Annotated in this window: 11 protein-coding genes; 9 read left to right on the top strand and 2 right to left on the bottom strand. The window is 67.9% G+C overall.

What is annotated here, in order from left to right:
* The first annotated feature begins 1 nt into the window (after window position 1).
* The 5 genes from CFB45_RS14810 (at window position 2) to CFB45_RS14790 (ending at window position 4,714) form a co-directional block, all read left to right on the top strand.
* Window positions 2-1,348: an ATP-binding protein gene (locus CFB45_RS14810; protein ID WP_089426230.1), complete on the top strand. Its 1,347-nt coding sequence runs from the start codon at window positions 2-4 to the stop codon at window positions 1,346-1,348.
* A 110-nt stretch (window positions 1,349-1,458) separates the two neighbouring features.
* Complete coding sequence (locus CFB45_RS14805; RefSeq protein ID WP_089426229.1) at window positions 1,459-2,943, top strand: DegQ family serine endoprotease; 1,485 nt, start codon at window positions 1,459-1,461, stop codon at window positions 2,941-2,943.
* A gap of 105 nt (window positions 2,944-3,048) precedes the next feature.
* Window positions 3,049-3,486, top strand: coding sequence for a carboxypeptidase-like regulatory domain-containing protein (locus CFB45_RS14800; RefSeq protein WP_089426228.1), 438 nt, complete (start codon window positions 3,049-3,051; stop codon window positions 3,484-3,486).
* Between the two features lie 132 nt (window positions 3,487-3,618).
* Window positions 3,619-3,978 (top strand): DUF427 domain-containing protein, encoded by a 360-nt coding sequence (locus CFB45_RS14795; RefSeq protein ID WP_089426227.1) that lies wholly within the window; start codon window positions 3,619-3,621, stop codon window positions 3,976-3,978.
* Window positions 3,979-4,006: 28 nt separating this feature from the next.
* Window positions 4,007-4,714, top strand: coding sequence for a CoxG family protein (locus CFB45_RS14790; protein ID WP_089426226.1), 708 nt, complete (start codon window positions 4,007-4,009; stop codon window positions 4,712-4,714).
* 41 nt (window positions 4,715-4,755) lie between these two features.
* Here CFB45_RS14790 and CFB45_RS14785 read toward each other — a convergent pair whose 3' ends face one another.
* Window positions 4,756-5,760 carry a helix-turn-helix domain-containing protein gene (locus CFB45_RS14785; RefSeq protein WP_089426225.1) on the bottom strand — a complete coding sequence of 335 codons (1,005 nt, stop codon included), beginning with the start codon at window positions 5,758-5,760 and terminating at the stop codon, window positions 4,756-4,758.
* A 152-nt stretch (window positions 5,761-5,912) separates the two neighbouring features.
* Here CFB45_RS14785 and CFB45_RS14780 point away from each other — a divergent pair, with 152 nt between their 5' ends.
* Entirely contained in the window at window positions 5,913-6,596 is a 684-nt protein-coding gene (locus tag CFB45_RS14780) for a cysteine hydrolase family protein (RefSeq protein ID WP_089426645.1), read from the top strand.
* Window positions 6,597-6,696: 100 nt separating this feature from the next.
* Here the strand turns inward: CFB45_RS14780 and CFB45_RS14775 are convergent, their stop codons facing one another.
* Window positions 6,697-7,338, bottom strand: a complete 642-nt coding sequence (locus CFB45_RS14775) for a TetR family transcriptional regulator (RefSeq protein ID WP_089426224.1) — start codon at window positions 7,336-7,338, stop codon at window positions 6,697-6,699.
* Between the two features lie 401 nt (window positions 7,339-7,739).
* Between CFB45_RS14775 and CFB45_RS14770 the strand changes: the two genes are divergently transcribed.
* From CFB45_RS14770 to CFB45_RS14760, 3 genes are read left to right on the top strand one after another with little or no spacing between them, the layout of a single operon-like run.
* Window positions 7,740-9,014 carry an efflux RND transporter periplasmic adaptor subunit gene (locus CFB45_RS14770; protein WP_089426223.1) on the top strand — a complete coding sequence of 425 codons (1,275 nt, stop codon included), beginning with the start codon at window positions 7,740-7,742 and terminating at the stop codon, window positions 9,012-9,014.
* A 15-nt stretch (window positions 9,015-9,029) separates the two neighbouring features.
* On the top strand, window positions 9,030-12,230 hold the full coding sequence (locus tag CFB45_RS14765; RefSeq protein WP_069248738.1) for an efflux RND transporter permease subunit: 3,201 nt from the start codon (window positions 9,030-9,032) through the stop codon (window positions 12,228-12,230).
* Complete coding sequence (locus CFB45_RS14760; protein ID WP_089426222.1) at window positions 12,230-13,753, top strand: efflux transporter outer membrane subunit; 1,524 nt, start codon at window positions 12,230-12,232, stop codon at window positions 13,751-13,753. Before CFB45_RS14765 ends, CFB45_RS14760 begins: the two co-directional genes overlap by 1 nt.
* The last annotated feature ends 21 nt before the right edge of the window (window positions 13,754-13,774 follow it).

Genomic DNA, 13,774 nt, shown 5'->3' with positions numbered 1-13,774 from the left:
CGTGAGGTCGATTCGTCATCAATTGCTGATCTGGCTGCTCGCGATCGTCGTCGCGGGCGTGGGCCTCGCGGGCTGGCTCATCTACCGGCAGGCGCTCGCCGAAGCGAACGAACTGTTCGACTACCAGTTGCAGGAAATCGCCGCGGCGTTGCCGTCCGAGCCGTTCTCGCAGGTGTTCGGTTCGCGCACCAACGGCGACGAAGGCATCGTGATCCAGATCTGGAACCGCAACGGCGTGCTGATGTACTTCTCGCATCCGCGTGCGCCGATCGCGCCGCGCGCGGAGCTCGGCTTCTCGACCGAACGCACCGATCGCGGCGAATGGCGCGTGTACGGCGCGATCGTCGGCGACAACGTCGTGCAGCTCGCGCAGCCGCTGTCGGTGCGCAACCGGCTCGCGGCGAACGTCGCGCTGCGCACGCTGTGGCCGCTGATCGTGCTGTTGCCGTTCCTCGGCGCGGCCGTGTGGGTGATCGTCGGACGCGGGCTCGCGCCGCTCGGCCGCGTGACGCGCGCGGTCGAGGCGCGCCGGCCGGAAGCGCTCGACGCGCTGCCCGATGGGCGCCTGCCGCTCGAGGTGCAGCCGCTCGTCCGCGCGCTGAACGGCCTGCTCGCGCGGCTGGCGGCCGCGCTTGACACGCAGAAGGCCTTCGTGGCCGATGCCGCGCACGAACTGCGTACACCGCTCGCGGCTGTGCAGATCCAGGCGCAGCTCGTCGCCCGTGCGAAGGACGACGCGTCACGCCGCGAGGCGATCGCCGATCTCCAGGATGGCGTGTCGCGTGCGACGCGCCTCACCGAGCAACTGCTTGCGCTCGCCCGCGCCGAACCGGATGGCGCGACGATGCGCGAGCCGGTCGACCTGCAGGCGCTGCTCGCCGAATGCGTGGCCGCGCTTGCGCCGCTCGCGCAACGGCACGACATCGATCTGGGCTTCGAGGAGACGCGCGCGGCGAGCGTGGTCGCGGACGTCGGCGCGCTGCGCGTGATGTTCGGCAACCTGCTCGACAACGCGGTGAAGTACACGCCGGACGGCGGCCGCATCGACGTGTCGCTGACCCGCGACGCGGCCGGCCGCGCGTGCGTGCAGATCGGCGACAGCGGGCCCGGCATTCCGGCCGACGAGCGCGAACGCGTGTTCGACCGCTTCTACCGCGACAGCTCCGCGCGGGCGCGCACCGACGTGTCGGGCAGCGGGCTCGGGCTCGCGATCGTCAAGCGCGTGGCCGCGCAGCAGGGCGCGACGGTGTCGCTCGGCGACGCGGCCGCGGGCGGCCTGCTCGTCAGCGTCGTGTTCCGCGATGCCGAGATGCCGGCCGAGGCGCCGCAGCCGTCCGAATCCGTGTGAAGCACGCCCCGCGCGGGCGCCGGCAGCCGCTTAAGCCCCGCTTAAGGCTGATTAAGCCTCCTTTAAGTCAGGGTCGTTACGCTGCGTCCTAACAAAGAGGAGGTCCTACGATGAACACCCGATTCCTTGCGCGCGGCGCCGTCGCGGTCGCCGTGGCGGCCGCCCTGTCCGCCGGCTATGTCGCCGGCACCCGCCGCGCCGATCCGCAGATCATCACGCCCGCGCAGGCCGCCGCATTGATGCCGGCCGAAGCGGCCGCGAAGACCGGCATCCCCGATTTCTCCGGGCTCGTCGAGACCTACGGCCCGGCGGTCGTGAACATCAGCGCGAAGCACGTCGTGAAGCAGGTGTCGCGGCGCGTGCCGCAGCCGCAGCTGCCGATCGATCCGAGCGACCCGTTCTACCAGTTCTTCAAGCACTTCTATGGCCAGGTGCCGGGCATGGGCGGCGACGCGCAGCCGGACGACCAGCCGAGCGCGAGCCTTGGTTCCGGGTTCGTCATCAGCTCCGACGGGTACATCCTCACCAATGCGCACGTGATCGACGGCGCGAACGTCGTCACGGTCAAGCTGACCGACAAGCGCGAATACAAGGCGAAGGTCGTCGGCTCCGACAAGCAGTCCGACGTCGCGGTGCTGAAGATCGACGCGAGCGGCCTGCCGACCGTGAAGATCGGCGACCCGGCGCAGAGCAAGGTCGGCCAGTGGGTCGTCGCGATCGGTTCGCCGTACGGCTTCGACAACACGGTCACGTCGGGCATCATCAGCGCGAAGTCGCGCGCGCTGCCGGACGAGAATTACACGCCGTTCATCCAGACCGACGTGCCGGTGAACCCCGGCAACTCGGGCGGCCCGCTGTTCAACCTGCAGGGCGAGGTGATCGGCATCAACTCGATGATCTACTCGCAGACGGGCGGCTTCCAGGGCCTGTCGTTCGCGATCCCGATCAACGAGGCGATCAAGGTGAAGGACGAGCTCGTGAAGACGGGCCACGTGAGCCGCGGCCGCCTCGGCGTTGCCGTGCAGGGGCTGAACCAGACGCTCGCGAGCTCGTTCGGACTGCAGAAGCCGGACGGCGCGCTCGTCAGCTCGGTCGATGCCAACGGCCCGGCCGCGAAGGCCGGCCTGCAGCCGGGTGACGTGATCCTGGCGGTCAACGGCTCGCCGGTCGCCGATTCGACGTCGCTGCCCGCGCAGATCGCGAACCTGAAGCCGGGTTCGAAGGCCGACCTGCAGATCTGGCGCGACAAGTCGAAGAAGTCGATCAGCGTGACGCTCGGTGCGATGGCCGACGCGAAGCTCGCGTCGAACGACGGCGGGCCGGTCGAGCAGGGGCGCCTGGGCGTCGCGGTGCGTCCGCTGTCGCCGCAGGAGCGCAGTGCCGCCAACCTGTCGCATGGCCTGATCGTGCAGCAGGCCGGCGGGCCGGCCGCCAACGCGGGCATCCAGCCCGGCGACGTGATCCTCGCGGTCAATGGCCGCCCGGTCACGAGCCCCGAGCAGTTGCGCGACGCGGTCAAGGGGGCGGGCAACAGTCTTGCTCTGCTGATCCAGCGCGATAATGCACAGATCTTCGTGCCGGTCGACCTGAGCTGACCGGCCACGGCCGATGGCCGGCCAGGCCGGCCGCGGCGGGCGCCGCCGCCGTACTGAAGGTGTGACGCGGCGCCCTGTATGTGTTCCGACCCCAAGGAGAGAGCCATGCAATATCTACGCAACGTGTCCCGATTTGCCGTCGCCGCGGCGCTGGCCGCCGGCCTCGCAGCCGGAGCGACCGGCGCGTACGCGCAGTCGGACGGCTTGCCCGCCGCGCGCCAGCAGGGCGACGTCACCTTCGTGTCCGGCGGCGTCGGGCTGGACGAATCGACGGCGTTCCAGCGCAGCGAGCCGAGTTGGCCGCTGGCGCTGCGGTTCACCGGCAAGGGCGGTGAGTTCCTGGCCGACGTCCATGTGCGGATCGTCGACGGCAAGGGTACCGAAGTGCTGAAGACCGACGCGCGCGGGCCGTACATGCTCGTGAAGGTGCCGCCGGGCCGCTATACGGTGCAGGCTTCGTACCAGGGCAACGAGGAATCCCGCGCCGTCACGGTCGGCGCGAAGGGCGGCGCGAAAGCCGCCTTCCAGTGGAGCGCGCAGTAGCCCGCCGCGCGCGGCCCCGCCCGGGGTTGCGCATTCGGCTGCGGTTTCGCCCATAATGAAAGCCACGGCACCCGTGCCGTGGCTTTTTCGTTTCCTGAGTCCGGCCTGGCCGGGCCGCCCCAAGGAGAAACGATGTCCGACGCAGCCGACCCTCGTCTCGAAATCGTGCCGAACCGCCATCGCGTGCGCGTGATCCATCGCGGCATCACGTACGCCGATTCGCACGGCGCGCTGACCGTGCGCGAAGCGGGCCTGCCGGACACCCACTACCTGCCGCGCCGCGACGTCAACATGCGCCGGCTCGTGAAGTCGGGCGTCACGTCGGCCTGTCCGTTCAGGGGCGAGGCCGTGCACTTCGACTTGCAGACCGAAGACGGCGTGATCGAGAACGCCGCATGGAGTTATGAGGAACCGAAGGCGGCTGCGCTGGCGCTCGCGCACTACGTTGCCTTCGACGCTGCACGGATCGACAGTCTCGTCGAGACGTCCTGATGCGGCGCGTGTTCATCGGGGAGGCGTCATGGAACTGAACGACACGTTACGCATACCGCTCGCCCCGCCCGTCGTGCGGGAGGCATTCGAGGATCTCGCGTTGCTGCGCGCGAGCTTCGACCATTGCGAATCCTTCGTGAAGCTTGCGCACGGCGAGTTTGCGCTGACGATCACGGTGCCGCTCGGCCCGCTGCGCGCCCGCTACGACGTGCGTGCGCATGCGGCCGCCGAGCAGGGCGACGCGGAAGGGCAGCCGCGCCGCGTGCTCAACTTCAAGGCGCGGGCCGACGGGCTCGGCGCGCTGCGCGGCCAGGTCGAGCTCGTGCTGATGCCGGATGACGACGCGAACGCCACGCGCATCGAGTACGTCGTCTGGGCGACGGCGAGCGGCCCGCTCACCGAGCTGCCGGGGCGGCAGATCGAAAATACGCTGCGCGAATGGACCGACGATTTCTTCCGTGAATTTTGCGCGGTCGTGCAGGCGAAGCACGGTCTCGCGCCGAACCGCGCGCGCTCGGCCGCGCCACGGCGCCAGCACGTGTTCCTGCGGCCGGCGTCGCTGGTGGCCGCGACGAAACGTGCGCTGCCGCCGCACCTCGGCGGTGCGCTGACCGGGCGTGCCGCCGGCGCGCTCCCGCATCGCGGCGCCGGCACGGTGCCCGTGTGGGCGTGGGCCGCGATGATCGTCTTCGTCGCGCTGCTGCTTTACGCGGCGCGCTGGATCAACGGCGGCTGAGCGGCCGGCCGGCTCCGCTGCGAGGCTGCTCGCCGCGCGCGTTACCGCACGACATCGGCGCCGCGAAATTCCCTTCGATATGCCGACGGCGACGTGCCGAGCGCGCCCGCGAAATGCTGGCGCAGTGACACGCTCGACCCGTAGCCGGCCGCCTGCGCGATCGCATCGATCGATTGCCCGGTGGTTTCCAGCAGATGCTGCGCGCGCGCGAGCCGCTCGGCCTGCAGCCACGCAGTGACGGTCGTGCCGGTCGCCTGGCGGAAGTGGCGCGTGAACGTGCGCCGGCTCATCAGCACGCGTTCGGCGAGCGAATCGACGCTGTGTGCGGCGTCGAGGTGGGCGCGCACCCAGTCGAGCAGGCCCGCGAGCCGCGCATCGCGCGGGTGCGCGGCCACCGGCTGCGGCACGTATTGCGCCTGCCCGCCCTGCCGGTGCGGCGGGATTACGAGGCGGCGCGCGATCTGGTTCGCGGCGTGCGAGCCGAAGCGCAGCCGGACGACGTGCAGGCAGCAGTCGAGCCCGGCGGCCGTGCCGGCCGACGTCATCAGGTTGCCGTCTTCCACGTACAGCACGTCCGGATCGAGCTTCACGCGCGGAAAGCGTCGTGCGAAGTCGTCGGCCCACGCCCAGTGCGTGGTGGCCGGGCGGCCGTCGAGCAGGCCGGCCGCGGCGAGCACGTAGGCGCCGAGGCACAGCCCGACGAGTTGCGTGCCACGCGCGGCGGCCGCGCGGACGGCGTCGAGCAGCACGTCGGGCGGCGCTTCGTCCGGGTCACGCCAGGCCGGCACGATGACGATGTCCGCATCGTCGAGCCCGTCGAGCCCGTACGGCGCGGTGATCGTGAAGCCGCCCGTCGTCGACAGCGGGCCACGTTCGGCCGAGCAGACGCGGAACTCGAACGTGGGCGAGGCGGCCGCGTCGCGCTCCTTGCCGAACACGACCGACGGCACCGACAGATGGAACGGGCTGATGCCGTCATACGCGATCACGGCAACGACGGTCGGAGCAGGCTGGGCGGTCCGGGTGGACGAGGCGGCGGCGGTCATGGCGGGCTCCGGAATGGCGATGGCCCGATTTTATCGAAGAATGGCTATCGGGCCACTGTCCCCGTGAACGATGCGCGCCGACAATGCATCGCATCGCGCCGCTGGCCGTCCCGTTCCGGGGCGGGGCCGCGCCCCCGGACCAGGAGCCCGTCATGTCGAACGCCGTCCCGCATTCCGCTTCCCAAGCCGTTTCCCGTCCGGCTGCCCGTCGCGCACTGATCGTGATCGACGTCCAGAACGAATACGTGACGGGCAACCTGCCGATCGAATATCCACCGCTCGACGTGTCGCTCGCGAACATCGGCCGCGCGATCGACGCCGCGCACGCGGCCGGCGTGCCGGTGATTGTCGTCCAGCACGTCGCACCGGCCGGCGCGCCGATCTTCGCGCCCGGCTCCGACGGCGTCGCGCTGCACGCGGTCGTTGCCGGCCGGCCGTATGCGCACCTGATCGAGAAGAAGCAGGCAAGCTCGTTCGCCGGAACCGACCTCGCCGCGTGGCTCGACGCGCACGGGATCGACACGCTCGCGGTGGCCGGCTACATGACGCACAACTGCAATGCGTCGACGGTCTATCACGCGGCGCACGCGGGGCTGAATGTCGAGTACCTCAATGACGCGACGGGCGCACTGCCTTACGAGAACGAAGCGGGGGCGGCGAGCGCCGAGGAGATTCACCGCGCTTATACGGTGGTGTTCCAGTCGAATTTCGCGGCCGTGATGTCGACCGACGCGTGGATCGCGGGACTGGCCGGTGCGCCGATGCCGAAGCGCGATTCGGTCGCCGCGTCGAACCGGCGGGCCCGCGCGCAGCGCGCGAACATGAAGGCGGCCTGAAACAGCAGGGACAGGGGGAGGGCGCGGGCAGCGCGTTGGCGCGGCCCGGTGCGCCGCCCGATGAAACAGACAACGCCGCAAGCGAGCGCTCGTCGCGCGGTCAGTCGCCGTCCTTCAGCATCGCCGGGCTGAAGCGCAGCATGTCAAAACAGCCGTCGACGAGCTTTTCCGCATGCTGCTCGGCGTCGATCTCGTCGGGCAGCATCAGCATGTCGCGCACGAAACCGCTGACGAGCGTGTGCAGCATCAGCGTCGCGCGCCACGTATCGAGCCGCTCGGGCAGCAGCTTGAGCCGCACGGCCCCCGCGAGATCGGCATCGATCGCGTGCAGCGCCTCGCTCATGCCCGCACGGTTGCGCTGGAGCAGCGGCTCCAGATCCGCGACGTACTCGCACTTCATGAACAGGATGCTGAACACGCGGCGCAACTGCGCGTCGCGCTGCACGCCGAGCAGGCACCAGATCAGGATCTGCCGGATCTTCTCGAGCGGATTGCCGCCCGGCGCGTCGAGCGGCATCCGCTTCAGCTCGTCGATCGGCAGAAACACGCGGTCGAACATCGCGTCGAACAGTTCGCTCTTGTTCGCGAAATGCCAGTAGATCGCGCCGCGCGTCACGCCGGCATGCTGGGCGATGTCAGCGAGCGACGTGTGCGACACGCCCTTCTCGAAGAACACGTGTTCGGCGGCGTCGAGAATGCGGTTACGCGTCTCGAGCGCCTCCTCCTTGGTACGTCTGACCATGTGCAGGCCTGATTGGAATGATCGTAGGTGAATTTAGGGTCTGCAACCCTCGGCGCAGTCATATAGACTGGCTATGCTTGCGATTGGTAACAATCCGTAAGACTGGACGGCAGGCGGGGCACAAACGGGCTTTTTACATACATTCATGAATGTATATACAATACCACCCTACGATCGAATGACCCAAGTGGCAATCAGTTAATATCCCACTCTGCTGATTCCCGCCAAAGTTCCAGTCCGCAGTGCGGGGCAACCTGTCGGCACGGAGGTTTCGTGCCGCTTGCTGTATCTAGCAGTCCAGTATTTCAGGTGTTCGATCTGCGCCGTGAGGCGCATCCGTGTCGCGCTCCCTCCGGTCGGGTGCGGCACTTATTCCATTGGTTATACACAGAGGTCGCTCCATGCGCGTCGAACGGGTTCCATACCGCTTAATCACTGTCGCGACGGCCGCCGTTTTCCTGGCCGCGTGCGGGAAAAAAGAATCGGCACCGCCGCCGCAAACGCCGGAAGTCGGCGTCGTCACCGTCCAACCGCAAGCCGTACCGGTCTTCAGCGAACTGCCGGGCCGCACCAGCGCATTCCTCGTCGCGCAGGTCCGCGCGCGGGTCGACGGCATCGTGCTGCGTCGTGAATTCACCGAAGGCACCGACGTCAAGGCCGGCCAGCGTCTGTACAAGATCGACCCGGCGCCGTACGTCGCCGCACTGAACAGCGCGAAGGCAACGCTCGCGAAGGCGCAGGCGAACCTCGTCACGCAGAACGCCCTGGTCGCGCGCTACAAGGTGCTGGTGGCCGCGAACGCGGTCAGCAAGCAGGACTACGACAACGCGGTGGCCACGCAGGGCCAGGCCGCGGCGGACGTCGCGGCCGGCAAGGCGGCGGTCGATACCGCGCAGATCAACCTCGGCTACACCGACGTCGTGTCGCCGATCACCGGCCGCGTCGGCATCTCGCAAGTGACGCCGGGCGCGTACGTGCAGGCGAGCCAGGCGACGCTGATGTCGACGGTGCAGCAGCTCGATCCGGTGTACGTCGACCTCACGCAGTCGAGCCTCGAAGGCCTGAAGCTGCGCCAGGACGTGCAGAGCGGCCGCCTGAAGACGAGCGGCCCGGGCGCCGCGAAGGTGTCGCTGATCCTGGAAGACGGCAAGACCTACTCGGAAGCCGGCAAGCTGCAGTTCTCGGACGTGACGGTCGACCAGGCCACCGGTTCGGTGACGATCCGCGCGGTGTTCCCGAACCCGGGCCGCGTGCTGCTGCCGGGCATGTTCGTGCGCGCACGGATCGAGGAAGGCGTGAACGAGAACGCGTTCCTGGTGCCGCAGATTGGCGTCACGCATGACCAGAAGGGCCAGGCGATCGCGATGGTGGTGAACGCCAGCAACAAGGTCGAGCCGCGTCCGCTGAAGACCACCGGCATGCAGGGCGCGAACTGGATCGTCGAAGGCGGTCTGCAGGCGGGCGACCACGTGATCGTGCAGGGCGGCGAGAAGGTGCGCCCGGGTGCGACCGTGAAGTCGGTACCGGCACAGCTCGCACCGGCGGCCGCAGCCGCATCGGGCGCCGCCGCCACCGCCGCGCCGGCTGCCGCCGGTTCCGGCGCCGCTGCCGCTTCCGGTGCTGCCGCATCGGGCGCCGCGCCGGCGAGTGCTGCCGCTGCTTCGAGCGCGCAATAACAGGGAGCCTGTTTCATGGCAAAGTTTTTTATCGATCGCCCGATCTTCGCGTGGGTGATCGCCATCATCCTGATGCTGGCCGGGGTTGCGGCGATCTTCACGCTGCCGATCTCGCAGTATCCGACGATCGCGCCGCCATCGATCCAGATCACCGCGAACTACCCGGGCGCTTCCGCGAAGACGGTGGAAGACACGGTGACGCAGGTGATCGAGCAGCAGATGAGCGGTCTCGACAACTTCCTGTACATGTCGTCGACCAGTGACGACTCGGGCAACGCGACGATCACGCTGACCTTCGCGCCGGGTACCAACGCCGACATCGCACAGGTTCAGGTGCAGAACAAGCTGTCGCTCGCGACGCCGATTCTGCCGCAGGTCGTGCAGCAGCTCGGCCTCTCGGTGACGAAGTCGAGCAGCAGCTTCCTGCTGGTGCTCGCCTTCAACTCCGAAGACGGCAGCATGAACAAGTACGACCTCGCGAACTTCGTGGCGTCGCACGTGAAGGACCCGATCAGCCGGTTGAACGGCGTCGGTACCGTCACGCTGTTCGGCTCGCAGTACGCGATGCGGGTCTGGCTCGATGCGACCCGCCTGACGAACTACGGCCTCACGCCGGTCGACGTGTCGACCGCGATCTCCGCACAGAACGTGCAGATCGCCGGCGGCCAGATCGGCGGCACGCCGTCCACGCCGGGCACGATGCTGCAGGCGACGATCACCGAGTCGACGCTGCTGCAGACGCCCGAGCAGTTCGGCAACATCCTGCTGAAGGTCAACCAGGACGGCTCGCAGGTTCGCCTGAAGGATGTCGCGAAGCTCGAGCTCGGCGGTGAAAACTACAACTTCGACACGAAGTACAACGGTCAGCCGACCGCGGCACTCGGTATCCAGCTCGCGACCAACGCGAACGCGCTGGCGACCGCGAAGGCCGTGCGCGCGAAGATCGACGAACTGGCGCCGTTCTTCCCGCACGGCCTCGTCGTGAAGTACCCGTACGACACGACGCCGTTCGTGAAGCTGTCGATCGAGGAAGTGGTCAAGACGCTGCTCGAAGGTATCGTGCTGGTGTTCCTCGTGATGTATCTGTTCCTGCAGAACCTGCGGGCGACGATCATCCCGACGATCGCGGTGCCGGTCGTGCTGCTCGGCACGTTCGCGATCATGTCGATGGTGGGCTTCTCGATCAACACGCTGTCGATGTTCGGCCTCGTGCTCGCGATCGGCCTGCTGGTGGACGATGCGATCGTGGTGGTGGAGAACGTCGAGCGGGTGATGGCGGAAGAGGGCCTGTCACCGAAGGAGGCGACCCGCAAGGCGATGGGCCAGATCACCGGCGCACTCGTCGGCGTGGCGCTCGTGCTGTCGGCGGTGTTCGTGCCGGTGGCGTTCTCGGGCGGCTCGGTCGGCGCGATCTATCGTCAGTTCTCGCTGACGATCGTGTCGGCGATGGTGCTGTCGGTGCTCGTCGCGTTGATTCTGACGCCGGCCCTGTGCGCGACGATCCTCAAGCCGATCCCGCAAGGGCATCACGAAGAGAAGAAGGGCTTCTTCGGTTGGTTCAACCGCACGTTCAACAACAGCCGCGACAAGTACCACGTCGGCGTGCACCACGTGATCAAGCGCTCGGGCCGCTGGCTCATCATCTACCTGGTCGTGATCGTCGCGGTCGGCCTGCTGTTCGTGCGCCTGCCGAAGTCGTTCCTGCCGGATGAAGACCAGGGCCTGATGTTCGTGATCGTGCAGACGCCGTCGGGCTCGACGCAGGAAACGACCGCGAAGACGCTCGCGAACATTTCCGACTACCTGCTGAAGGACGAGAAGGAAATCGTCGAATCGGCGTTCACGGTCAACGGCTTCAGCTTCGCCGGCCGCGGCCAGAACTCCGGTCTCGTGTTCGTTCGCCTGAAGGACTACGCGCAGCGTCAGCATGCGAACCAGAAGGTGCAGGCGCTGATCGGCCGGATGTTCGGGCGCTACGCGGGCTACAAGGACGCGATCGTGATCCCGTTCAACCCGCCGTCGATTCCCGAGCTCGGCACCGCTGCCGGCTTCGACTTCGAGCTGACGGACAACGCCGGTCTCGGCCACGATGCGCTGATGGCCGCGCGTAACCAGCTGCTCGGGATGGCCTCGAAGGATCCGACGCTGCAAGGTGTGCGTCCGAACGGCCTGAACGATACGCCGCAGTACAAGGTCGACATCGATCGCGAGAAGGCGAACGCGCTCGGCGTGACGGCGGATGCGATCGACCAGACATTCTCGATCGCGTGGGCGTCGAAGTACGTGAACAACTTCCTCGATACCGACGGCCGGATCAAGAAGGTCTACGTGCAGGCAGACGCACCGTTCCGGATGACGCCGGAAGACCTGAACATCTGGTACGTGCGCAACGGGTCGGGCGGGATGGTGCCGTTCAGTTCGTTCGCGACCGGTCACTGGACATACGGTTCGCCGAAGCTCGAGCGCTACAACGGTGTGTCGGCGATGGAAATCCAGGGTCAGGCCGCACCGGGCAAGTCGACGGGTCAGGCGATGGCCGCGATGGAACAGATCGCGAAGAAGCTGCCGGTCGGTATCGGCTACTCGTGGACGGGCCTGTCGTTCCAGGAAATCCAGTCCGGTTCGCAGGCGCCGATCCTGTATGCGATCTCGATCCTCGTCGTGTTCCTGTGTCTGGCGGCGCTGTATGAAAGCTGGTCGATCCCGTTCTCGGTGATCATGGTGGTGCCGCTCGGCGTGATCGGCGCACTGCTCGCGGCAACGATGCGCGGCCTCGAGAACGACGTGTTCTTCCAGGTCGGCCTGCTGACGACCGTGGGCTTGTCCGCGAAGAACGCGATTCTGATCGTGGAGTTCGCGCGCGAACTGCAGATGACGGAGAAGATGGGGCCGATCGAGGCCGCGCTGGAAGCGGCGCGCCTGCGGCTGCGTCCGATCCTGATGACGTCGCTCGCGTTCATTCTCGGCGTGATGCCGCTCGCGATCAGCAACGGCGCGGGCTCGGCGAGCCAGCACGCAATCGGTACGGGCGTGATCGGCGGGATGATCACGGCGACGTTCCTCGCGATCTTCATGATCCCGATGTTCTTCGTGAAGATCCGCGCGATCTTCAGCGGCGAGAAGGAAGACGTCGACGAGGCGCTGCGCCTGGCTCAGGAGCACTCGCACCACGAAGAGAAGCCGGGCAACGGCGACGAAGGCAACAAGGGACAGTGATGATGCAAAAACACGCTTTGACTGCAATCGCGGTCGCGCTCTTTGCCACGGGCTGCACGATGGCGCCGCATTACAAGCGGCCCGATGCACCCGTCGCGCAGGCGTACCCGGCTGGCGGCGTCTACGCGACGCAGCCGGGTGCGGCCGGCGCGCGCAGCGCGAACGGGCAAGCTGCGACCGCCATCGGCTGGCGCGAGTTCTTCGTCGATCCGCGCCTGCAGCGGCTGATCGAGATCGCGCTGAAGAACAACCGCGACCTGCGCGTGTCGGTGCTGAACATCGAGGCGGCGCGCGCGCAGTACCAGATCACGCGCGCGGGGCTGTTCCCGACGCTCGACGGCACGGGCACCGGCAATATCCAGCGCGTGCCGCAGGGTCTTTCGCAGACCGGTGCGCCGTACATCTCGCGCGCCTACAACGTCGGCCTGTCGGCGTCGTGGGAGCTCGACCTGTTCGGCCGCGTGCAGAGCCTGAAGGATCAGGCGCTCGCGCAGTACCTGTCGACCGCGTATGCGCGGCAGGCGTCGGAGATCTCGCTGGTGTCGCAGGTGGCCGATCAATACCTGACGCTGCTGTCGACCGACGATCTGCTGAAGGTCACGGAGGATACGCTGAAGACGGCGCAGGCGTCGTACGACCTGACGAAGCTGCAGTTCGACAACGGCACGGGCTCCGAGCTCGAGCTGCGTCAGGCGCAGACGGTGGTCGAGACGGCGCTGGCGAACCAGCAGGCGCAGGCGCGTGCACGTGCACAGGCGTTGAACGCACTGGTGCTGCTGGTCGGCGAGCCGCTGCCGGACGATCTGCCGGCGGGCATGCCGCTCGACGCGCAGAACCTGCTGACGGACGTGCCGGCAGGCCTGCCGTCGGATCTGCTGACGCGTCGCCCCGACGTGATGCAGGCCGAGCAGGCGCTGCTGGCCGCGAACGCGAACATCGGCGCGGCGCGCGCGGCGTTCTTCCCGAAGATCTCGCTGACGGGCGCATTCGGCACGGGCAGCCCGACGCTGGGCGGCCTGTTCAAGGCCGGCACGGCGGCGTGGTCGTTCGCGCCGAGCATCGCGCTGCCGATCTTCGAGGGCGGCGCGAACATCGCGAACCTCGATCTTGCGCACGTGCAGAAGCGCATCGAGATCGCGAACTACGAGAAGGCGATCCAGTCGGCGTTCCGCGACGTGGCGGACGGGTTGGCCGCACGCGGCACGTACGACCAGCAGATCGCGGCGCTGGAGCGCAACGAGCACGCGCAGCAGCGTCGCTTCGACCTGTCGGACCTGCGCTACAAGAACGGCGTGGACAGCTATCTGTCGGTGCTGACCGCGCAGACGGACCTGTATTCCGCGCAGCAGTCGCTGATCAGCGCACGTCTGGCACGCTGGACGAACCTGGTCAACCTGTACCGCGCACTCGGCGGCGGCTGGATCCAGCATGCCGGCGAAGCGCCGCGCGCGCCGGATGCACCGGTCGACTACGACAAGGCGGCCGCTCCGGCGCCTGCGTCGGCAACGGCGACGAACGGGTAAGTGCAGTTATCCTGCCTGCGT

This window comes from Burkholderia sp. HI2500, from assembly GCF_002223055.1.
Taxonomy (GTDB): domain Bacteria; phylum Pseudomonadota; class Gammaproteobacteria; order Burkholderiales; family Burkholderiaceae; genus Burkholderia.
Note: the sequence above shows the minus strand (reverse complement) of the source record. Positions and strands in the feature narration are given on the sequence as shown.